This window comes from Rahnella sp. PAMC25617 (genome assembly GCF_050606005.1).
Taxonomy (GTDB): domain Bacteria; phylum Pseudomonadota; class Gammaproteobacteria; order Enterobacterales; family Enterobacteriaceae; genus Rahnella; species Rahnella variigena.
This window is the reverse complement of sequence record NZ_JBOCUM010000006.1, coordinates 947866-968924: the sequence shown is the minus strand read 5'-3', so window position 1 is coordinate 968924 and position 21059 is coordinate 947866. Positions and strand designations below refer to the sequence as shown.

The window sequence follows — 21059 nt, the reverse complement described above, 5'->3', positions numbered from 1 at the left end:
CAAAGCGAATGAATTGAAGGGCTTCACAGTCGAGGATGAGTGAAATGATGATCCGGCTAAGAGACTGTTACATCAGATAATACTCATTTTAAGCTTACAGATGTACACTGGAATTGTTCTCAGTTAAGCTAATTCCGTCGGAACGTTTTATAAACAATGATTTTTACTTTTTTGTCTTGAGGATCCTCAACGTATGGGTAAGTTGTCTCCATCACCACAGGGATATCCGTGGGCTGAAGAAATTGCTAACAGCCTGAGTCACGGCGTTGGTCTGGTTTTTGGGATTGTCGGGCTGGTGTTGTTGCTGGTTCAGGCAGTTGGCGATAACGCCAGCGCCATGGCAATCACCAGCTACAGTTTGTACGGCGGCAGCATGATTTTGCTGTATCTGGCCTCCACGCTGTATCACGCGATACCGCATCAGAAAGCCAAATACTGGCTGAAAAAATTTGACCACTGCGCGATTTATTTACTGATTGCCGGGACCTACACGCCGTTCCTGCTGGTCGGGCTTAATTCCCCGCTGGCGAAAGGACTGATGGCGGTGATCTGGGGGCTGGCGCTGTTCGGCGTAATTTTTAAACTGGCGTTTGCTCACCGTTTTGAAGTGCTTTCGCTGGTCACTTATCTGACGATGGGCTGGCTGTCGCTGATAGTGATTTACCAGCTGGCGACTACACTTTCGCTGGGTGGCGTAGCCTTACTGGCGCTGGGCGGTGTGGTGTACACGCTGGGCGTTATTTTCTATGCCTCTAAACGCTTTCGTTTCGGTCACGCCATCTGGCACGGGTTCGTGCTCGGCGGCAGTGCCTGCCACTTTTTGGCCATCTATTTTTACGTCTGATTTGTTTAATGAAAGTCAGTAAAAGGAAAGCGGAGCCTGATGCTCCGCTTTTTTGTGCCTGCTATTTACCGCGCTTGCCCGCATCCGGCGTGTCCGACCACCATTGCACCAGTGAAGGCACTGGCCGCAAATCGTAGTGCGCTTCGCCCAGCAAATGATTGAGGATTTTCGCCGAGCGCCACGCGGTCAGCGTCAGTTGCCCTTCGGCGCTGCCGTGACTGTGAATACCGGCATTCACTGCGTAAATGCGGTTCTGCTCAGGGCCGTCCCAGCGCAGGTTGAAATTCGGCTGAAGCGGCAAATGTTGTTCGCGGTCATAGGGGATGCGGTCCAGCAAAGGCTCGAGATAATCCGGTAAACCGGGGCGATAGCCAGTCGCCAGGATCACGATATCGGCACTGAAATGCTCCTCGCATTTTTCCAGCCCGTGTTTTGCCTGCAAACTGAAATCACCGCCCGCATTACGTACGATATGATCGAGCGCGCGGTGGGGCAATAAACGCACGTTACGCGGCTGATGCAGCACATCGAAACGGTGATACAGCTGCTTATAAATATCTTCCAGCGTGTGATAACTGATGCCATCCGAAGGCAGTTTTTGCGTGGCGATTTCCTGCTCACGTACGTCTTCCGGCAGCGTATAAAAGTAATTCACATACTCCGGCGTGAAATATTCATTGGTGAAAATCGATTCATCCAGCGGCTGAAAATTCGGGCGTCGTGATATCCAGCTCAGTTCGGCAAATTCGCCCCAGTGGCCGCTCAGCGCGTTAAGAATAATGTCCGCGCCGCTTTGTCCGCCACCGACGACGGCCACGCGTTTGCCGGTGAAATCCGGTTCGCGTAGTTCAATCTCAGCCGCATGAAAACAGTTTTCGCCCAGCGCCGCCCGCGCCGGTTTGGGGATCCACGGTGCATGGCCGGTGCCGAGGCAAATATTGCGCGCACGGTGCTCGCCTGTTTTACTCTGCACGATAAATTCCTGCCGCTTGTCATCGAAATCAATGCGCTCAACCGGCTCGGAAAAATGCAGGTCAGGGATGCGGTCGCACGCCCAGCGCAGATAATCGGAAAACTCATCGCGGCTGATGATCAGTTGTTCCGTCGCCAGAAAGCGGTAAATTTTCTTCTGTTCCACCAGATAATTGATGAAAGAAAACTCGCTGCGCGGGGCGACGGTGGTCACCAGATCCTGCAACACATAGGTTTGCATGGTGGCTGTCGGCAGCAACATGCCGGGGTGCCAGCTGAATTCCGGATTAGCGTCGAAGAAAGCAGCGTCGAGTTTTCCGGTATCTTTAGCCATCGCGGCGAGGCTTAAATTAAAGGGACCAATACCAATACCTATCAAATCCTTCGCGGACATCTTTCTGTTCCTTGTGTTTTTAGGATATTTTGGAAGCTCTGTTAAGCATAGGCCAGCCGCCCGCGACTGACATAGTTCTCGATAACTTATAGAAATATTCCTAAACTCAGTGACTTCGCCGTTCCTTACTCAATGATTAAAAAGGATTTGCTATGACCCGCCTGCGCCGTTTTAAACAAGTCGATGTGTTCACCGCCCAGCCGCTGAAAGGCAACGCCCTGGCCGTGATACTCGATGCCGAAGGACTGACAGACGCCGAGATGTTTGCAATGGCCCGCTGGACGAATCTTGCGGAAACGGCGTTTGTGCTCAAACCCGCTTCACCACAAGCCGATTATCGCGTAAGGATTTTCACTACCGATAAAGAACTGCCGTTCGCCGGACACCCAACGCTTGGCACAGCTTACGCGCTATTGCAAAGCGGGTTGCAGCCGAAAAATCCGGGATATCTTGTCCAGGAATGTGGCGTCGGGCTGGTGCAGGTGAAACAGCTGGCAGAAGGCGGACAGGCCTTTTCCGCGCCGCCAGCGAAACAGAGTCCGCTTGATGCTCAGCATCTGGAATTGCTGGCTAAGGCGTTACGTGGCGGAAAGATTCAGGCAGAAGTTACGCCAGTCAACGTCGATATGGGGATCATCTGGCTGGTGGTGCGGATGAAAAGCGCGCAGGAATGTCTGAATATCACCGCTGATGCCGCCGCTGTCAGCCAGCTGCAAACGCAACTGGGCATTAACGGTATCGCGGTTTACGGTTTGCACGATAAAAACGGTCCGGCGGATTATGAAGTGCGTGCGATTATTGATGAGGACGGCGTGCTGAAAGAAGATCCGGTCACCGGCAGCGCCAATGCCTGTCTGGCGCGGGTGCTGAAAGCCGCGAATTTCCCTGACGGAGAACATATGGCACAAACTTATCGCGTGCGGCAGGGGACTAAACTCCAGCGCGATGGCCGCGTAACCGTGACGTTTGTCGATGGCGAACCCTGGATCGGCGGCGATACATGTACGCTGATCGACGGCACGTTAGATCTCTGATCAGCGTGACCGCGCACTGGCGCTGCTGAAAGCGTGGAAACTATTTGTCGCTCATGACCAGCAAATACCGGCACGGCTCAGTGCCGGGATTACTGAAGGTGATCGGCAAATCCACGCCGAACGTCAGCGCATCGCCTGCCGATAGCACATACTTTTCCGTGCCATAATCGACAGTCAGCGACCCTTCCACCAGCCACAGACGTTGTTTATACGCCTGATGACTCCAGCCCGGATAACTGACGCGCGCGGCGGCTGGCAGCGTAATTTCCACCAGTTCCGGACCGCCGTTTTCCTCATGCGCCGTCACCTGACGCCGCAGATAACCGATATCCGGATCCTGCCACACTTCCTGCTGTGCAAGCGGACGTAATGGCGCGGGTTGTTGGTTATCTTCTGACAGCAACTGCGCGAGCGAAACACCCAGACTGGCGGCCAGACGACCTAAAAGGCTGGCGCTCGGACTGCTGTCCTGCCGTTCAATTTTGGAGATCATCGCTTTACTGACACCTGAACTGCTGGCCAGTTGTTCCAGGCTCAAACCCTGTGTTTTACGCAAAGACTGCAAACGTGTGGCGATCAGTTGGTCGATTGACATGGGATCCGTTCCGTTGTTTACTTTTGTGGAATTAATTCTACTATAGTGGAATTAAACATCAAACGGAAGTCACCGGGGAAGAACTGATGAAAATGATCACCTGTACCGAACGCCAGCACGCTGTCGCTATTCTGGATATTTTTAATGATGCGATCCTGACATCCACCGCGTTGTATGACTATAAACCGCGTCATATCGACAGCATGACAACCTGGTTTGCCACTAAACTGACCCATAACTTTCCGGTGATCGGGCTGGAAGACGCGCAGGGCGTACTGCTGGGTTTTGCCAGTTACGGCACGTTCCGCGCCTGGCCTGCGTATAAATATTCGGTCGAACATTCGATTTATATTCATAAAGATCACCGTGGCAAAGGGTTGGGTAAAATCTTGCTTAATGCACTGGTGGATGCCGCACGTGAACGTGGCGTACATACGCTGATTGGCGCGATTGGCGCGATTGACGCGGCCAACAGCGGCAGTATTGCCCTGCACGAAAAAAATGGATTCAGTCATACCGGGACCATTAAACAGGCGGCATTTAAATTTGACCGCTGGCTGGATCTGGCCTTTTATCAGATGATCCTCGACACGCCGTTAAAGCCGGTGGCAGGCTAAAAGTCCGGCATTGAATGAGAAAGCAAGCGCCGGAGGGTGCAAGGGATAATGGCGGCTTATGCTGACAGTCATCCAGTCGGGAAACGTGAGGCAGAAAATGTCAGGTAAAACACAAGTCATCAACAAAACGGTAGCGGAAAACTCAGCCTCTGAGTCGGTGAAGGATCCACGCTGGCAGGCGGTCATCAGCTGTGATGCGAACGCGGATGGCAAATTTGTTTACGCGGTAAAAACCACCGGTATTTACTGCGCGCCTTCATGCCCGTCACGGCAGCCGAATCCGGAAAATATTCTCTATTTTGATGATGCCGAAGCCGCAGAAGAGGCAGGATTTCGCCCGTGCAAACGCTGCCGTCAGGGACTGATTTCACTGGCGCAGTTTCACGCTCAGCGGGTAGCTCAGGCCTGCCGCATGCTGGAAGGATCTGCCGGGATGTTGACGCTTAATCAGCTGGCCGCCGAAGTAGGCATCAGTGCTTATCACTTTCATCGCCTGTTTAAGGCGCAAACCGGCGTGACGCCCAAAGAGTATCAGCAGGCGCAGCGCGCCCGGCGTGTACGTGAAATGCTGGCTGATTCTGCAACGATAACCGAAGCGATCCACGCGGCCGGATATCCTTCCGATGGCCGGTTTTACGAAACGTCCGCAGCCACGCTGGGCATGACACCGCAAAATTTCCGCTCCGGTGGCCGCGATGTGCGCGTCTGGTTTGCCATCGGAAAATCTTCACTGGGCGATATTCTGGTTGCCGAAAGTCAGCGGGGGATCTGCGCCATTTTACTGGGCGACGATCCTGAAAAGTTGATCAATGAGCTGCAAAACAGTTTTCCACAGGCGGAATTGCTGGGCGGCGATGCGGATTTCGAGCAGCGAATTGCTTTGGTTGTTGGCTTTGTCGAAGCGCCTCAGATTGGGCTGGATTTGCCGCTGGATATTCGCGGAACGGCTTTCCAGCAGCGCGTCTGGCAGGCATTACGTGATATCCCACCGGGAAATACCGCCAGTTATGCCGAGATTGCCACTAAAATTGGTTCGCCTAAATCAGTCCGCGCTGTGGCCGGAGCCTGCGCCGCAAACCTGCTGGCAGTCGCCATTCCCTGTCATCGGGTGGTTAAAACGGGCGGTAATATTTCCGGTTACCGCTGGGGCGTGGAACGAAAACGCAGTTTGCTGGCGCGGGAAGAGAAAGGCTGACTATACTCAGCTGACATTATGATTTTCCGAACATTTTGATGAAGAGGGATGCTGTGCCAGCCTGCACTATACGGATTGCTGAACCGAAAGATATTGATTCACTGGCTGAATTACACGTTGCCATCTGGCGTGATACTTATCGCGAACTGGCACCGCCGGAAGCCTTTAACGCGCTTGATGTTCCGCGTCGTAAATCCTTCTGGCAGGATAAATTTGCGCATCCTGCTGCCGGTCAGGGCATTTTTATCGCGGAAGTTGACGGCAAATTAGCCGGATTCAGTCTGGCTTCGGCTTCTTCAAACCCTGAATTTGGCGAGATGGCCGAAATCAAATTCCTGTATGTTTCGCCTGCATTTAAGCGTCAGGGGATTGGCAAATTGCTGATTGCCAAAGCCGCAACACATCTGGCGGGTGAAGGTTTTAAAAGTGCAGGGCTGGGAGTTGTAGAAGGCAACGAGCCTGCAATTAGGTTCTACCGGGCCCTGGGGGGGCTGGAATCCGGGCGCTATACCGATGCAGGTCCGCTGTGGCGTTCGCCTAATATTATCTATGCGTGGCCTGATGTTACGGTATTGTCTGCGCTAAATTCCTGAGCGGTTTTCATTGAAGGACCGGTTCTGCCTGCGTCAGTAAACAACGCAGGCAATGCCTGTCAGCGCAGTTCTTCCAGACGATGTTTCTGCTGACCTTCCGCATTGAAATTATCTGCACTTAACCAGCGATCAAACGCTGCCTTTGAGGCTGGCCATTCGTGGTCAAGAACCGAATACCAGCAGGTATCACGGTTGTGGCCTTTATTGATGATGGCCTGACGGAACATACCTTCATACTCAAACCCGAAGCGTTTTGCGGCCAGTTTTGACGGCTCATTCAGGCTGTGGCATTTCCATTCGCAGCGGCGATATTTCAGGGTATCGAACAGATAACGTTGCAGCAGGTAAATGGCTTCAGTGCCAAAACGTGTGCGTTTCATCAGCGGTGACCAGTTCACCCAGCCAATTTCGGCAACGCCATTCACGGCATCGATACGCATCAGAGAAACGCTGCCCACGGCGCGCTGTGTTTCGTTATCCACCACCGCGAAAAACAGCGGATCTTCACTTTTTTCCTGCTGGGAAATAAACACGTCGCAATCTGCCCGCGTTGCAGGGCGGTCGACGGCGAGATAGGTCCAGTCCCGGTTGTCATCAATGCTGTGCCAGGCGTTAAATAAATCCTCACTGTGGCGTTCGCAGGACAGAGGCTCAAGATGACACCAGAGGCCATCAAGCTGAACATGCACAGGACGCTCGCGGGGTTGCCAGTCGGGAAGGGCGTCACCGATGGGTTGGCCAAAATGGTTCAGGGTGGTCATAGCAGTTTCCATTTTACTATTAATGAACTTCCATAACATCAGAATGGAATGACAGCTGCAACCTGTACTTTACTAAAATCCTGAAAGCGGGCGCGGGCCCGCTTGGTTAATACAGGCGGGTCATAATCGCCCGGCACTGCCACAAATCCGGATTTTTTCTTCCACGACTTTTTGCATCGCGAGTTTTCCCGGCACGATGTATTTTCGCGGATCGTTAGCGTCCGGATGTTCTGCAAAATACGCTTTCACAGCATCCGCAAAGGCAATTTTCAGCTCGGTCGCGACGTTCACTTTACAGATCCCCAGACCGATTGCCCGGTAGATCATCTCCTCCGGAATCCCCGATGCACCGTGCAGAACCAGCGGAATATCAACCTGCTGGCGGATTTGTCCAAGACGGGTGAAATCCAGTTTGGGTTCTCCCTGATACAAGCCGTGAGCAGAACCAATGGCGACGGCCAGCGAATCAATTCGCGTCGCTTCAACAAAGTGTTTCGCCACTATCGGATCAGTAAAGTAGCTGTCGCCTTCTTCCACCACCAGGTCGTCTTCCTGACCGCCCAGGCGGCCTAATTCCGCTTCGACACTGGCATCAAAGCCATGACAAAGCCTGACGGTTTCGCTCACCTGTTTGATATTGTCTGCCAGCGGGAAGTGCGAGGCGTCGATCATGACGGAGCGGATCCCCGCACGGACTTTGCTTTCTATATCACCCTGATCCTCATGATGATCCAGGTGCAGTGCCAGTGGGATGCGGTATCTTCGCGCAGCCTCGTGGCATATCGAAATCAGGTAATCTGTTCCTGCATAACTGAATGTGCCTGGTGTTCCTGCAAGGATCACCGGAGAACTCATGGCCGCCGCGGTTTCGGCTACCACCTGCACAGTCTCCAGATTGTGGACGTTGAACGCAGGCACAGCATAACCGTCGCGCTGCGCGGCAAGCAGCATTTCCCTGTTTGAAATCAGATACATTGTTTCAGCTCCCTGTCATATCCAGTAAAATTTTCCCTGTCATCGGCTTTCCTGCGAGTGCCGTCACTTCCCTGACAAAGTCTTCCGGTGCTCCAATACTTGCGATCAGCGCGTCAAGATTTATCCTTTTCTCAGCAAAAAGTTGTGTGGCTTGCTGCCATTCACTGCCCGGCCAGGGGGCGGAATAATTCATCCAGCTGCCCAGCAACGTCAGTTCTTTGCGCAGGATATGGCTGAAGGTAGAAACGTTCAGGGTAAGATCCTTGTGTAACGTCCCGACCAGCGCCACCTGAGCTTTAGGGCCGGCAATATCGAGGGAAAGCGCAACAGTTTGCGGCGTGCCTGCTGTTTCTACGATCAACTGATTAAAGCGTCGTTCTTGTGTTTTCTGCCGAATGTCGTCTGCGCTCAGCGTTGCGCTGTTAAAGGCATGGCTGGCACCGGTTTCCAGCGCAAGAGCCAGACGCTGAGGATTGATATCAACAGCCGTCACCGATTTTGCTCCCAGTGCGCTGGCCGCCTGAATGATGAGTTGTCCGATGGTGCCTGCGCCAATCACAATGACCTCTTTGTCCTGACAGCCACCGGCAAGTTTGAGGGCATGCAGACCTACCGTAATGGGCTCGAGGAAAGCGCCCTGCAAAAGGGAGGCATTCCCTGGCAATTTGAACAAGTTTTTGCGGGAAACTACCGCATATTCAGCGTGTCCTCCCTCGCGGCGGGAGCCAATAAAGTCATAGTGTTTGCACTGCGAATAAGCGGCTTTCTTGCACTCTTCACATTCAAAGCATGGGAGTAAAGGAACGCAGGCCACGGCATCACCTTCCTGTAGGTCGTGAATATCCTTCCCGATACTGACGACATGACCGCTAAATTCATGGCCGAGGGTAATGGGATAATAATGCGAACTGTTTGCGAAGATACGCGGGATATCTGACCCGCAAAGACCTGAATAGGCGATGCGAACCAGCACATCACCGGAGCTTTTGAGTTCCGGAACCGGGCGATCTTCAACTGTCATCTTCCCGCCGGTGTGTACCACAACAGATTTCATAATCGGTTTCCTTGAGCGGGGGGATCCCCCCCGCTGAGATGAAGTTAAGAATTGGCCCGTGCAATCACTGCTTGTTTTTCAGCCTGCGTAAACTGGCGGGCACGACGCCATGTCAGGAAGACCCCGATGGCATAGACGACGCCAATCACGCTCAGTCCTGCGATATTCTTCAGTGTGCAGAGCTGAATCAGCAGATAGGTGACAGGTGAGCCGCCCTGATCCATAGATGCTACTCTTCCCCCTGCGGTAAGTGCGCCAGCATTGGCAGCCAGTTGTGTATGCAGATCAATAGTCTGAGTAGCAATCCACAACGTGATGCTCATGATGATGCAGCCGGAGATAAGCGTGCGGAACAAGTTACCCTGATGTACCGCTACGGCGATGGCAACGAAGAAACCGATAGTGGCGAGGTCCCCGAACGGCAGGACCTGATTGCCAGGTACCAGTACGGCAATCAGGATGGTCAGCGGAATAAAGATCAGGCTGGCAGATACCACGGCGGTGTGCCCGAGCAGCAGCGCGGGATCCAGACCAATCAGGAATTCCTGTCCGCCAAAGCGGGCTTGCAAACGGGTACGGGCATGGCGGGCAATGGGGGTTAAGCCGTCCATGATCGGTTTGATCACTCGTGGCATCAGGAGCATCACTGCCGCTGTTTTCACCGCCAGCTGCAGCACGCCCTTTGCGTCGTAGCCGGCGAGGAAACCAATAATCAACCCCATCACAAAACCGACAGTCACCGGTTCACCAAACGGCCCGAAACGCTTTTGCACATCGTCAGCGCTGAAGTGAATTTTGTTCAGCCCCGGGATTTTCCCGATAACAGTATCAACCAGCACAGCGATCGGGCCGAGATAGGCCGAAGAACCATGCGGGATCGCAATGCCTTCAAGATTGAAGAAATCCCGGGTATCTTTCGCAAACCAGTCACCCAGTTTGTAGATAAACGCCGCATGGATAACGACACCCATAATCCCCAGCCAGTAAGAGCCGGTGGCGAGATGCAGCATGGCGCCAGTGAACGTCATGTGCCAGATGTTCCAGATATCCACATTGACGACACGCGTCATACGGGTCAGCAACATCACAATATTCACACCGATGGCAATCGGGATGGCAACCAGTGCAATTTGTGAAGCCCAGGTCATTGGGGCTGAACCTGGCCAACCAATATCAACCACTTGCAGGTTGATTTCGAAGTGCTCTGCCATGGCTTTTGCCGCTGGCCCGATGGAATCGAGCATCAGGCCGATGACTAATCCGATCCCGACAAAACCTATGCCAATATGAATTGCTGATTTAAAAGAATCCCCCAGTTTCATCCCCAGTATCAGAGAGAAAACGATGATGACGCCGGGCAACATGACTGTTGGCCCGAGGTCGAGGATGTAGCGCATTATTTCAGTAAACATGGCTTACTCCTGTAACAGGGTCAGTATTTGCTGGCGCAACGTATCCATGCCTACACCTGAGATAAACGGCATCCCGTGAACGACCGGAATGCTGCCGAATGTGCGGTCGACTTTGGCGGTGGTACAAATCAGATGAGCACCGTCCATATAGGTTTCGATCTCCGTTACGCGACACTGCACGAGATCCACTTGTATGCCATGTGCTTCACACAGTTCTTTGATTTCTTCTGCTGCCAGCGTAGAGGTGGCAACAGCTCCGCCACAGGCGACTATAATTTTTCGCTTCACGGTAAAACTCCTCAATAGGTTGTTTTTGATATTATTTTTTTAGGTAAGACGTCGGGTTCAATGTTGAGAATGCGCTCAGGTGCACGCTTCGGAACGCTTCTCCGGTGATGAGATAAAAATGCGGCTTCTAAACAGCGTGGAAAGCTGCTCTTCAGGCGCCGTCAGCAAGCTTTCGCAAAAAACGGGATCTTGTAACTGGCTGAATAACTGGCGTAGTAACTTCAGCTGTTCTGCCGGATGAGTGACTATCAGGGCAATAATCAGTGAGGCCGGAATGGTTCCGTCGTCATCTGCCTGAAAAAATTCCACTGCGGTATCGGGTCTGATGAGATAAATCGCCGGACAGCGGGCATGTGTCGCTTCACAGTGGGGAATCGCGACGGCATGGTGTTCCAGCTGGATGCCTGTTGGGAATTCAGCTTCGCGGTTTACCAGGGCTTGCGGATACGTCGTTTCCACTATGCCTTCCTGCACCATACGTTCACCGATGTGCGTAAGCGCCTCGTGATGATCCGCAAAACTGATGCCGGTTTTGACGAAAACCTCGCAGTTATGCATGGCAGGCTCCTTCCTTAAGGGATTGCGCAGGTGTGCAGCCGAAATGGTAAGCGCGTAAAACATCCTGGATTTTATCGATGATAAGTTCGTGCGGATCGCTGGCGAGTTCGCCTTTCATCACCCTCTCAAACTGAGCGGGAAGGTACTGACTCAGTAAGCCCAGAGGAATTGCCACTGATTGCAGGTTGGTGATTAAGACTTCCATCGCCCGGTTAATGCGGGTGTGAGGCCAGTAATAGCGAATGCGATCGGACAGGCTGAAATGCAGGTCGATGAGCGAGAGGCTAAATGTCGAATGGTAATATTTTTTCCAGTAACCGGGCTCATCCAGCATAACGCTATCTATAACCGTCAGGATCTGGCTGCGGGACTCGGGCGCAATCAGTACCTGTTCAATGTTTGCCAGCGCGAAAACGGCTTCCCGTAAGGCAAAAGTCAACGCCGGCCCCACTTTCAGGATGGCGAAGTGATCGTTCACCAGGCTGCGGTAGGAATCACGGGTCTGGTAATCGGTAGAATGTGCCTCGTAAATTAGCGGAGTTGTCGCAATATACGCCGACAGATCCCGGGCGAGTTCCGGCTGGTAGTGGATTACACGGCTATGATCGAATTCCACGCCGGGCTGGACCACGACGGCGATAATCCTGTTTATTGCATCATTCAGCCCAAGCTCACTAAATGCCTGATGGTGCATATCGAGTGTGGCTTTGGCATCTGCGGCTTTCGTGACATGAACATGCTCGATAGAGGAGGATTCACCGCCGGGCACAGGAACTTCTGTACCAATGACATAGGTCAGCTGCTTTTTCTGCTGTGGAGTGGCTACCCTTTCTGCGACCTGACATAAGCGCGCAGCGCGTTGAGCCACAACAAGTGGATCCAGAGGGACAGGATCATCTGTGCATGACATAGACGCATCCAGATGAATTTTGCTGAACCCTGCTTCGACATAGCGGGCAATCAGCACCTCGGCTTTTGCCATCGCACTTTCAGCGCTTTCGTTCTGCCAGCAGTTTGGTCCCAGATGATCCCCACCTAAAATCAAACGATGCATCGGGAATCCTATATTTTCGGCGATCGCGAGAACGAAATCTCGAAAATCCATCGGCAGCATCCCGGTGTATCCGCCAAATTGATTGACCTGGTTTGAGGTCGCTTCGATCAGCACTTTGCGGTCTGTATGCAGGTCTTCGCGTAACGCCGCTTCAATCACCAGAGGATGTGCAGAGCACACTGAGCAAATCCCAATTCTTTCGCTTGTCTTGTGTTTAGCAATAATGTCTTTCATTTTCTGCCTCCGTTTGTTTCCGAAGAGGATCGTACCTTTGCGAAAGGCAAACAATAGCGTTTTCCGCATTATGTGATGGTGATCGAAATGTTTCGTAAGTTTATTGCATTCATTTTCTTTCGTTTTAAGTGGTGTCTCGGGAAATGAGAAGATAAAGTCTGAGAATGCAGCCAAGACACATCCGGAGTTGCTATGATTCACAGCGCCGGGAATTTTTACTCCTCATTGAGGGGGCTTTTGTTTACACTGTGGGGAATATGACCTTTCGGATTACTCATAATGAATACTTATGAACGTCGCCATAAAATCATTGAGTTAGTGAATGAAAATGGCAGTGTTTTAGTGGCTGATCTTTCGACTACTTTCGAAGTTTCAGAAGTGACCATTCGTTCGGATTTGAGTCTGCTGGAACAAAAAGGCGCACTTAGCCGTTTTCATGGTGGTGCGGCAAGATGGACGGCGAAGAACGCTTCCGGTCACGACAAACAGCCGGGGGAATTGGTACTGGAAGAACGCTACCTTCAGGCCAGTGACCCCAAAAAACGTATCGCGCAGACGGCGGCTGGCATGGTTAAGCCCGGCGATACCGTGATCCTCGACAGTGGTAGCACCACGATGTTACTGGCCGAGGAGTTAGTAAAATCAGGAGACATCACGGTTATCACCAATAATCTTCCTGCTGCTTTTGTTTTGTCTGAAAATCCAGACATTACACTGGTGGTTTGCGGCGGAACGTTGCGGCATAAAACCCGCTCCTTACATGGCAATATCACGGAATATGCGTTGCAGGGTATTGTCGCTAACCTGATGTTTGTCGGCGCTGACGGCCTTGATGCGGCGACCGGGATTACTACCTTTAATGAAGGCTACAGCATCAGCGGAATTATGGCCGAGGCCGCTCAGCATGTGGTGGTGGTCACTGATTCCACAAAATTTGGACGACGCGGATATAACCTGGTGCTGCCTATGGAAAAAATTGACACCATCATCACTGACGCGGGCATCAGCAATAATGTGCTGCAGGCGCTTCAGCAAACGTCGACAGAGATTATTGTTGTTTAATCTTTATCCGGTTTCTGACTTCAACCTGTGCTGACTTTATGGCTGCTGATGACTAAAAGATACGGGCACAACTGAGGATTGCGCAGACGCGCGAGGAAGATTTTAGCTTTTTCAGTAACAGCACTTGATAAGTGGAATCGGTATTCAAAAAGTTGGCCGCAGAGCAAGATGCCTGCGGCGACGGGAAAGCAATCAGGATTTTTTGTTATAGACTTAAAAGGTGAAGTATTTCTTTTCCAGCGTCTGATAAGTGCCGTTTTTGTGGATTTCTGCCAGTGCATTATTAATCAGTGTGAGATGCGCCTGGTCATCTTTGCGCAGGCCAATTGCCGTGCCTTCACCTAAGTAACGGGTATCCGTCAATGGCTCACCTGCAAAAGCATAACCCGCGCCTTCAGGCGTTTTTAGAAAGCCCGTTTCTGCCTATGTCAGCTGCCGGTGGCCGATAAAGTCGCGATGATCAGTAAGGTGATTTTTTTCACCAGTGTTCTCCGCTGGTACTTAATAAAAACAAACCCCGCCAGGCTGTGACGAAGGTAAAAGAGGGTTTTCTATTTTGAATATGACGACCGGACTGATTGTGGTTAAGCGGCAAACTTATGTTCAAAACGGGCAGCAGTGAGACATAGCGACGATTGGTTTTTGGGCAGAACAAATGAGAGATTTACAGGGGTGGGTTGCAGGGTAATTTCTGTTTTGCATTTTAAAAACAACAGGGTAAATCTGCCGATGTCTGAAGCTAACAGGCAAAAAAATCGTCTTTATCCAAAGGGATAAAGACGATTTAAGATTTACCTTTGACTTAATATGACATTGTCAAAGGCTGTTCATTGAAGATTACTTGGCTTTATCGATGAAGAATTTTATTGAAAGGGCTTTGTTATCAAATGACTTATTTGAAAGGTCGGGGATCATTTCACCTGACTTCACATCAATATAAGACCCCTGATAGTCACGTTTATCATACACGCGTGCGGTATAACCCTCAGCAACCTTTACTGAAGACATCTTACCACCGAAATTAGGCATATATTCCCAATATTCATAACCCCCATCGAGCAATGGAGTATCCCCCATAATGTTTACCCAGTCGCCCTTATAATAGGTTTCTGCATAACCAATCGCTTTAATAACCTGAACAGATGATGCTGCTTTGTTCATTTCGATGCCTGTCCGGGTCATATCATATTGAGATTGAGCTTTATATAGAGATGAAGTTCCTTTGAACTGACAGTCTGTGAATAAACGTATTCCCAATGAACCTTTTGGCAGCGATAAGGACGACACTTCGTCATTAGCTTCAAAACCGTTTTTCATCTTCACACCGGTTAAGCAAGCGATGTCCCCGGTGACATCCAGGCTATCACCCGTTAAACCAGAATTCTGGAACAGCGTGGCTTTAAGACCGGTCACCTGTTCTGGCTCTGGCTCTGGCGTTGGTTCTGGTTCTGGCTGCGGTTGTGGATCAAAACTGGTGACGACGATTTTAGCGACAGTCGCCGGGTTAGGTGAAATACGTTCAATGACAACGGTTTCACCGAGAGAGATATCTCTCTCATCCGACTTAACGTGGGAAACAGAGCTATCTTCAGTCACGGTGCTGTATGCACATTTGCCATTATCGCAGTTGAAAATAGAGTTCCCTTTTTTCTTATCATCGTTAATGACTTTAGCGATATAAGAGGAACCGTCCACACTGTGAAGAATCGATTTATCAAAATCAACGAATACATACGGCACGTTATTAACTTTTGACACGCTAATAGAGCTCACGGTGCCATCAAACATGACCGGATTATTACCGTCAAGCATATCCTGTGTGACCGTTAATTCGCCGAGAACAGCTTTATTCGGATAATCACGTGTTACAGTGATCACAGAACCCACTTTCAGGCGACTTGTGGCATCAAAGGAAGAACTTAATGAAACCTCTTTGCCAAAGTAACCCACCGAAGTGTAGAAAGATTTGGCACCCTCGCTGTTAAAGAGATAATTCCCGTCGACAGACGCAGTAAATCCGTTGCCACTCTTCAGCTTGCTTGCATCAAGGTTAACAATCACTTTTGTTTGACCATTGAGCAGGCTAACCAGAATACCCTTGAGATCGTCCTGATCAATAATCGGATCGACGTCTGGTGGTACAGGCACGTCGGAATCATCCGGCAGCGGCGTGTTTTTCACTTCTTTAACGATATTACCCAGTTCGTGTTCCGGGGTATCACCACTGATATCCCACAGGATTGCGCCACCAAAGCCTTGCGCATTGATATAGTCAACTTTTTCCTTAATAGACTGCGGATCGTCATAGGTCAGGAATTCTTGCTTGGTTTTGCTGTAGAGATACGGTACGTGTGACTCAGAGTCCCAGTAGCGCGTGTATTCGCCAGTGCTCAGTTTTTGTTTCAGCACATACCACGGGTTGGTACCTGTTAACTGATCTGCATCGTCCCATGCGCCTTTGACAGATGCGGCACCGGTGTTGAACATACCCGGTAAACCAGGAATCAGCTCGGTTCCAGGAACATGGCCCCAGCCACGACCGTAGTAAGGGATCCCCATCATCAGCTTGGCTTTTGGTACTTGCCAGGTTTCGACGTAAGCAGTCATGGTGTCGGCCACGTTCAGCTCTTTATCTTCATCATGGCTGTTTTCATACAGTGGTGCGTTATGACCGGTTAATGGATCAAAAGCACCGTGGATGTCATACGCCATCACGTTTACGCTATCCAGCAATGGCGCGGTCACAGCCGGGTTGATGTACTGAATGTTGTTGTGGTTGGTGGTGACTGCCGCAGAAAGTTGATAGTACTTATCATCTTTAAGACCCTGTGCATCCAGCTTGCTGCGTAGAGACTGGATAAGCTTGGTGAATTGCGCTTTTTCAGCTTCGGTGTCCGGGTATTCCCAGTCAATGTCCAGGCCGTCGAAATTCCACTGCGCCATATAGCTGACCATGCTGTTGGCCAGTTTCTCAAGACCTGCATCCGTAGCAGTTGCGTTTTCGAAGACACCTTCCTGAGAGTTATTCCAGCCACCGACAGAAATCATATGCGCCACGTTGGCCGCTTCTGTGCGTTTATCCAGATCTTTGATCAGGCTCGGAGCTTTGTCGGTGTCATGCATGGTCACTACACCATCTTTGACCACCGCAAAACCGTAGTTCAGGTGGGTCAGGCCAGAGTAGTCAACTTTATCCGGGGTAAAGAAGTTATGTGCTTCATACACACCCCATTCCGGGAAGTAGCCAATCACTTTACGCTCAGCAGCCACGCGGGCCTTTTCACGGGTCTGCAGATCGATTGCGTTCTGGCCGGTATACGGCGTGAACTGGAAGGTGGCGTAAGGCTTGATATTAATCGCATCGCCGGATTTCCAAACCGGATCAGTGCCCGGGCTGATGCCCTGATCAACCCACCATTGTGCAGTCCAGTAATATCCGAGGAAGCGAACGGTATCACCGCCTTTATAGGTGCGGTTCGGATCGTAGTCTTCGGAGATAATAGCCAGTTCTTGTTTCGGCGCGACTTCTGCTAAAACAGTACCAGGGAAGTTGTTTTGCGATGCTTCGGTATACGCAGTCCAGGTGTGACCACCATCTTTGGTGATCATCATCGAGTAATCGAGGCCTGAGAAGGTGTTCGTCTCGTCATTTCCCGCCACGGTGGCAGCTGACGAAATTATCGGGAATCCAATAGCTGAAAACAGGATTGCCGCAGTTAATTTATTTAAGCGCATAAATAGCTTCCAAATTTGTCCATAAACTCGTTATTCACGAGGGATGCAAAAAAAATACGCGCCTTTATATCATTTACATTGTCTGCATAGTATTTAATTATATATTAAGAACGAATAAATCAAACTTACCCATATGTATTTAAACAATAAAGATATATTCATCATTTAAATAAATGTTTTTGGTGTCAATTATAATTAAATGTAATTATTTATAATAGGTGCAGAAACTGAGCTCACTATCAGCTTCTTTGGATGCCAAAGACTGACTCCTCAAAGGCCCTGATCTTGGCAGTAGTGAGTCAAAACGGGGCGGTTTTGGGGTTCACCCAATCATAAATTGTGGATCTGAAAAGACCCGTTTTGAGCGAGGTCGCGGGTAAGCGTAAAACTTTACCATTAGACGATGTCATAGCTATTTCTCTTGAATCATATTGGTTTGGATGCAGGAGGACTAGTATGCGGTCGTTTTTAAAAAGTATTTGTGTCTTATTGTTTTTATAATGAAAGCCATAGAACTTCACTTGTTTATTTTAATTTAAATGAGTCTTAAAAATACTTACGATTTTTTATTAAAAGCTTCGACGATGTGCCTGAAACCCTACCACATTGGGTACAAAATACGCGATGGGAATCAGTGAAGTCGATGCAGGACTAAGAAAATCCTGACATTCCGATTATTTTGGAACAGCTCAATAACGAATTCACATCGGTGGCTCTTTTTCAGAGGCCCCGGGAAAAATTAAAGATACAAAAAAGCCCGCAGGGTTTACGCCTTGCGGGCTTCTAGGACTTCTCCGGACTTATCTGGTAATAACCGGATCATTATTTGGTGGAGCTGGGGGGATTTGAACCCCCGTCCGAAATTACTACATTTCTATTTGAGTAGTGTATATTCTGGAATCTTCAATATTATCATGTGGTTAATTTGTTTCTTTTAGTTTGCTTTAGTTTCACCTTGCACTTGGTGTCGCCAATATGCCGCCACGCATTGGATGCCTTTGTCCCATCAAATCTCCCTTCGCTGCTAGGGTACGGTTGGGCAGCATGTCTTTGAATACTGTTTGAGGCGTCATTATATAAATAATAAATTCGTGAGTATTATTTTTTGGCGGTATCGAATTAAGATAGTCAGTTCTAACACCAGCTATATCAGATATCTGTAAAGTTACATGATATAAAAACTTGAGCACTTTTTTGATCTGGTCTTCATTTTCAAATGAAAGAGCACATTTTTCGGTATCACCAAAGCAGTAATATAAATGATTGGTCGGATTATAATCTAAAGAGAGTACAATGCAAGTTTGCGTAATTAGACTATCTATTAATGACAAGCATTCAAGTTTATTTGCTTTATTTGTCTTGGTTTGACTAGCGGTATAAATTGCTTCACTTATTAGTTTGAAATAGTGTTCGAGTAAATCTGGAAAGTTTGGGTTTACCTCTAAAGAAAAACCATTTTTAATGTTAGATTTCGAAAAAATTCTTTTATATAACGCATGTGGTTGTGACAGATTAAAATTCTCACTTCCAAATGGATTATCCTTATATTCATAAGTTATGGAAATTTTGGGGAGTGATTCTAGTGCATCTGTTATAAATTTAACGTGTGAGTAGTAAGAGTCTGCTTTGTTTTTACTTTCAGTTAAATCAATTTGTTTTAACGTATTTTCTAACTGTTTATGACTATTATCTAACTGTGCTTGGGCGTAAATTATTTGTTTTTCTGTTTGAATTGTTCTGTGCATTGACACAATTATAGCTACTAAAGGAACACATATTCCGAAGAGATATATTGGCAGTTTATAGTTTTCCAAGAATCTATTATATGCTTCGCTACTAAAGGCCAAAGTGGAATTTTCCCATAGTGGATAACTGAATATAAAAAATAATATAGCTGGGACGATAATTGCTGCCCAAAACAAAAACTGTCTAGCAAGGTTTCTCTCATTAAGCATTAATTTCATTTTTCCGAGTCCAATTTAAGTTAGCTAATGGGTTTTTAGTGATAGCATCTTCAAGATGTTCAGGAGCGAAATGAGCATAAACCATAGTCATTTTAATATCTGCATGCCCCAAAATATCTCTAAGAACTAAGATATTTCCTCCGTTCATCATGAAATGGCTCGCAAATGTGTGTCTTAGAACGTGGGTGCACTGACCTTCTGGTAAAACAATGCCTGCTCTTTTAACTGCTCTCTCAAATGCCTTTCTACAAGGGGAAAAAATAGCCCCTCGTTTTTTAGGTATTTCCTCATAAAGTTCTTTTGATATAGGTACTGATCTATTTTTTTTCCTTTAGTCTTAATGTATGTAACTCTATATTTGGAAATTTGTTGCCCTTCTAACTTTTCAGCTTCGCTCCATCGCGCACCCGTTGAAAGGCAGATTTTAGCTACAATAGTGAGGTCTGGATTTAATGATTCTTCGCATGCATCTAAAAGGCGTTTGATCTCTGAACCTTCTAGAAATGTCAACTCAGTTTGATGAATCCTAAATAGAGGTAATCCGGCGAGCGGATTCGGAGCTGTCCAATGACCTAATTTTTTTAGAGCCCCAAAAACAGCAGAAAGGTTTAGCTGTTCGAGGTTTACAGTTCGCGGCTTAACTTTCGGAAGGAGCTTTCCTTCTGGGGTGATTAATTCGCCATTCAACCTTTTTTCACGGTATTTAGAAAAATCAGCTGCGGTTAGCTCTGTTCCAACTGGATCACCGAGGCCATCACAAATGACCTTTAACTTTGCATTCATTTTCTTTGGAGCAGCAAGGGTTTGTCCGTAGAGAGAGTCCCATAGCTTTATTAACTCTGACAGGGGTCTCTTATCGGCTTTTTCCCCAAGCCATGGCTTTTTACTTGCTTCATCCATTGTGAATGTTTCAAAAGCTGCCGCTTCACCTTTAGTTGCAAACAACTTCCTTACGCGTTTTCCTTTCCGTCCGCTTGGATAGCACTCACAAAGCCACTTTCCATCTGTTTGCTTTCTGATTGTCATTACTCAAGCCTTAATGAATGTACCTGCCACCTTGGCAATGATTTTTATATCCTCGACAGAGCAATCGAATGGTACGCCTCCGCCTAAAACTCGAACTTTTTTGACGGGGATGAATGCAAGTTCTCGAACACTAAATTTCCCCTCAATGTTAACTAACCACTCTCCGTCAGAAAACTCAGTAATGCCTTTGTCAACGATGTAGGTTTTTGATTCAGTGCGCACTGCATGAGCAGAAACAAGATTGTTGGGTAGAAACACCTTGTCGAACATCATATGACCCAAAAGATTTAGAGCGCCATCCTTGAGTGAATAGCTTTCAAGACGGTCAATATCTGACTTGGAATGTTCATATTTCACGCCCTCTCCGGTCGCTAACCACTTTAAAGACACATTGGTTTCTAAAGCACACCAAACGATGTAGTTACCTGGAAATTTATCGCTCGTATACCAAGTGGCCAGAGTGCTTTTTGAAATACCAAAATGCTCACATAAAGCCTGTCGGAATCTGTATCCGTATGCCTCAAGCATACGATCAATGGCTTTTGCGCCGCCTTCGTTAAAATTCATGTTTGTTCCAATATTCGAACTAAAAGGTTGACTGTTCGAATTCTCTTACGTATAAAGCAATAGTTCGCTGATACGAACTAATGTAAAGAGAAGTCATAATATACTAGTAAATACGAACCTAACGG

Annotated in this window: 19 protein-coding genes and 1 pseudogene; 6 read left to right on the top strand and 14 right to left on the bottom strand. The window is 48.8% G+C overall.

The window, feature by feature from the left end; all coding sequences use genetic code 11:
* Window positions 1–193: 193 nt before the first annotated feature.
* Window positions 194–844, top strand: coding sequence for a PAQR family membrane homeostasis protein TrhA (trhA, locus tag ACM615_RS10600; protein WP_120160928.1), 651 nt, complete (start codon window positions 194–196; stop codon window positions 842–844).
* 61 nt (window positions 845–905) lie between these two features.
* Here trhA and ACM615_RS10595 read toward each other — a convergent pair whose 3' ends face one another.
* On the bottom strand, window positions 906–2210 hold the full coding sequence (locus ACM615_RS10595; RefSeq protein ID WP_113876235.1) for a lysine N(6)-hydroxylase/L-ornithine N(5)-oxygenase family protein: 1305 nt from the start codon (window positions 2208–2210) through the stop codon (window positions 906–908).
* Between the two features lie 152 nt (window positions 2211–2362).
* Between ACM615_RS10595 and ACM615_RS10590 the strand changes: the two genes are divergently transcribed.
* Window positions 2363–3244: a PhzF family phenazine biosynthesis protein gene (locus ACM615_RS10590; protein WP_431011856.1), complete on the top strand. Its 882-nt coding sequence runs from the start codon at window positions 2363–2365 to the stop codon at window positions 3242–3244.
* 40 nt (window positions 3245–3284) lie between these two features.
* Here ACM615_RS10590 and ACM615_RS10585 read toward each other — a convergent pair whose 3' ends face one another.
* Window positions 3285–3839 carry a helix-turn-helix domain-containing protein gene (locus ACM615_RS10585; RefSeq protein WP_132964989.1) on the bottom strand — a complete coding sequence of 185 codons (555 nt, stop codon included), beginning with the start codon at window positions 3837–3839 and terminating at the stop codon, window positions 3285–3287.
* Window positions 3840–3925: 86 nt separating this feature from the next.
* On the opposite strand from ACM615_RS10585, the gene ACM615_RS10580 reads away from it, so the two are divergent.
* The 3 genes from ACM615_RS10580 (at window position 3926) to ACM615_RS10570 (ending at window position 6244) form a co-directional block, all read left to right on the top strand.
* Complete coding sequence (locus ACM615_RS10580; RefSeq protein WP_431011855.1) at window positions 3926–4456, top strand: GNAT family N-acetyltransferase; 531 nt, start codon at window positions 3926–3928, stop codon at window positions 4454–4456.
* 97 nt (window positions 4457–4553) lie between these two features.
* Entirely contained in the window at window positions 4554–5651 is a 1098-nt protein-coding gene (gene ada, locus ACM615_RS10575) for a bifunctional DNA-binding transcriptional regulator/O6-methylguanine-DNA methyltransferase Ada (protein WP_431011854.1), read from the top strand.
* A gap of 53 nt (window positions 5652–5704) precedes the next feature.
* Window positions 5705–6244: a GNAT family N-acetyltransferase gene (locus ACM615_RS10570; protein ID WP_112288161.1), complete on the top strand. Its 540-nt coding sequence runs from the start codon at window positions 5705–5707 to the stop codon at window positions 6242–6244.
* 59 nt (window positions 6245–6303) lie between these two features.
* Here the strand turns inward: ACM615_RS10570 and ACM615_RS10565 are convergent, their stop codons facing one another.
* The 7 genes from ACM615_RS10565 to gatZ form a co-directional block, all read right to left on the bottom strand.
* Window positions 6304–7005, bottom strand: a complete 702-nt coding sequence (locus ACM615_RS10565) for a GNAT family N-acetyltransferase (RefSeq protein ID WP_431011853.1) — start codon at window positions 7003–7005, stop codon at window positions 6304–6306.
* Between the two features lie 120 nt (window positions 7006–7125).
* Entirely contained in the window at window positions 7126–7980 is an 855-nt protein-coding gene (locus ACM615_RS10560) for a tagatose bisphosphate family class II aldolase (protein WP_431011852.1), read from the bottom strand.
* A 4-nt stretch (window positions 7981–7984) separates the two neighbouring features.
* Complete coding sequence (gatD, locus tag ACM615_RS10555; RefSeq protein WP_129637946.1) at window positions 7985–9034, bottom strand: galactitol-1-phosphate 5-dehydrogenase; 1050 nt, start codon at window positions 9032–9034, stop codon at window positions 7985–7987.
* Window positions 9035–9078: 44 nt separating this feature from the next.
* Window positions 9079–10446: a galactitol-specific PTS transporter subunit IIC gene (locus ACM615_RS10550; RefSeq protein ID WP_159281268.1), complete on the bottom strand. Its 1368-nt coding sequence runs from the start codon at window positions 10444–10446 to the stop codon at window positions 9079–9081.
* A 3-nt stretch (window positions 10447–10449) separates the two neighbouring features.
* Entirely contained in the window at window positions 10450–10734 is a 285-nt protein-coding gene (gene gatB, locus ACM615_RS10545) for a PTS galactitol transporter subunit IIB (RefSeq protein ID WP_129637947.1), read from the bottom strand.
* A gap of 75 nt (window positions 10735–10809) precedes the next feature.
* The gene (gatA, locus tag ACM615_RS10540) at window positions 10810–11292 is read right to left on the bottom strand and encodes a PTS galactitol transporter subunit IIA (protein WP_129637948.1); all 483 of its coding nucleotides are present in this window, start codon (window positions 11290–11292) and stop codon (window positions 10810–10812) included.
* Window positions 11285–12580 (bottom strand): tagatose-bisphosphate aldolase subunit GatZ, encoded by a 1296-nt coding sequence (gene gatZ, locus ACM615_RS10535; protein ID WP_431011851.1) that lies wholly within the window; start codon window positions 12578–12580, stop codon window positions 11285–11287. Before gatZ ends, gatA begins: the two co-directional genes overlap by 8 nt.
* A gap of 279 nt (window positions 12581–12859) precedes the next feature.
* On the opposite strand from gatZ, the gene ACM615_RS10530 reads away from it, so the two are divergent.
* Window positions 12860–13642, top strand: coding sequence for a DeoR/GlpR family DNA-binding transcription regulator (locus ACM615_RS10530; RefSeq protein WP_431011850.1), 783 nt, complete (start codon window positions 12860–12862; stop codon window positions 13640–13642).
* A 213-nt stretch (window positions 13643–13855) separates the two neighbouring features.
* Here ACM615_RS10530 and ACM615_RS10525 read toward each other — a convergent pair whose 3' ends face one another.
* The 5 genes and pseudogenes from ACM615_RS10525 to ACM615_RS10505 all read right to left on the bottom strand — a co-directional run bounded on the left by ACM615_RS10525 (window position 13856) and on the right by ACM615_RS10505 (window position 20934).
* Complete coding sequence (locus ACM615_RS10525) at window positions 13856–14005, bottom strand: transporter substrate-binding domain-containing protein (protein WP_431011849.1); 150 nt, start codon at window positions 14003–14005, stop codon at window positions 13856–13858.
* 474 nt (window positions 14006–14479) lie between these two features.
* Window positions 14480–17377: a glycosyl hydrolase family 18 protein gene (locus ACM615_RS10520; RefSeq protein WP_431011848.1), complete on the bottom strand. Its 2898-nt coding sequence runs from the start codon at window positions 17375–17377 to the stop codon at window positions 14480–14482.
* Between the two features lie 950 nt (window positions 17378–18327).
* Window positions 18328–19341 carry a hypothetical protein gene (locus ACM615_RS10515; protein WP_431011847.1) on the bottom strand — a complete coding sequence of 338 codons (1014 nt, stop codon included), beginning with the start codon at window positions 19339–19341 and terminating at the stop codon, window positions 18328–18330.
* Window positions 19325–20367: pseudogene (locus tag ACM615_RS10510) on the bottom strand (site-specific integrase). The gene ACM615_RS10515 and the pseudogene ACM615_RS10510 overlap by 17 nt, the downstream one beginning before the upstream one ends.
* Window positions 20368–20370: 3 nt before the next feature.
* Entirely contained in the window at window positions 20371–20934 is a 564-nt protein-coding gene (locus ACM615_RS10505) for a phage repressor protein CI (RefSeq protein ID WP_431011846.1), read from the bottom strand.
* Window positions 20935–21059: the final 125 nt, after the last annotated feature.

Coding starts and splice junctions, on each gene's coding strand:
- trhA (WP_120160928.1), top strand. CDS start 194: ATGGGTAAGTTGTCTCCATCACCACAGGGATATCCGTGGGCTGAAGAA.
- ACM615_RS10595 (WP_113876235.1), bottom strand. CDS start 2,210: ATGTCCGCGAAGGATTTGATAGGTATTGGTATTGGTCCCTTTAATTTA.
- ACM615_RS10590 (WP_431011856.1), top strand. CDS start 2,363: ATGACCCGCCTGCGCCGTTTTAAACAAGTCGATGTGTTCACCGCCCAG.
- ACM615_RS10585 (WP_132964989.1), bottom strand. CDS start 3,839: ATGTCAATCGACCAACTGATCGCCACACGTTTGCAGTCTTTGCGTAAA.
- ACM615_RS10580 (WP_431011855.1), top strand. CDS start 3,926: ATGAAAATGATCACCTGTACCGAACGCCAGCACGCTGTCGCTATTCTG.
- ada (WP_431011854.1), top strand. CDS start 4,554: ATGTCAGGTAAAACACAAGTCATCAACAAAACGGTAGCGGAAAACTCA.
- ACM615_RS10565 (WP_431011853.1), bottom strand. CDS start 7,005: ATGACCACCCTGAACCATTTTGGCCAACCCATCGGTGACGCCCTTCCC.
- ACM615_RS10560 (WP_431011852.1), bottom strand. CDS start 7,980: ATGTATCTGATTTCAAACAGGGAAATGCTGCTTGCCGCGCAGCGCGAC.
- gatD (WP_129637946.1), bottom strand. CDS start 9,034: ATGAAATCTGTTGTGGTACACACCGGCGGGAAGATGACAGTTGAAGAT.
- ACM615_RS10550 (WP_159281268.1), bottom strand. CDS start 10,446: ATGTTTACTGAAATAATGCGCTACATCCTCGACCTCGGGCCAACAGTC.
- gatA (WP_129637948.1), bottom strand. CDS start 11,292: ATGCATAACTGCGAGGTTTTCGTCAAAACCGGCATCAGTTTTGCGGAT.
- gatZ (WP_431011851.1), bottom strand. CDS start 12,580: ATGAAAGACATTATTGCTAAACACAAGACAAGCGAAAGAATTGGGATT.
- ACM615_RS10530 (WP_431011850.1), top strand. CDS start 12,860: ATGAATACTTATGAACGTCGCCATAAAATCATTGAGTTAGTGAATGAA.
- ACM615_RS10520 (WP_431011848.1), bottom strand. CDS start 17,377: ATGCGCTTAAATAAATTAACTGCGGCAATCCTGTTTTCAGCTATTGGA.
- ACM615_RS10515 (WP_431011847.1), bottom strand. CDS start 19,341: ATGAAATTAATGCTTAATGAGAGAAACCTTGCTAGACAGTTTTTGTTT.
- ACM615_RS10505 (WP_431011846.1), bottom strand. CDS start 20,934: ATGAATTTTAACGAAGGCGGCGCAAAAGCCATTGATCGTATGCTTGAG.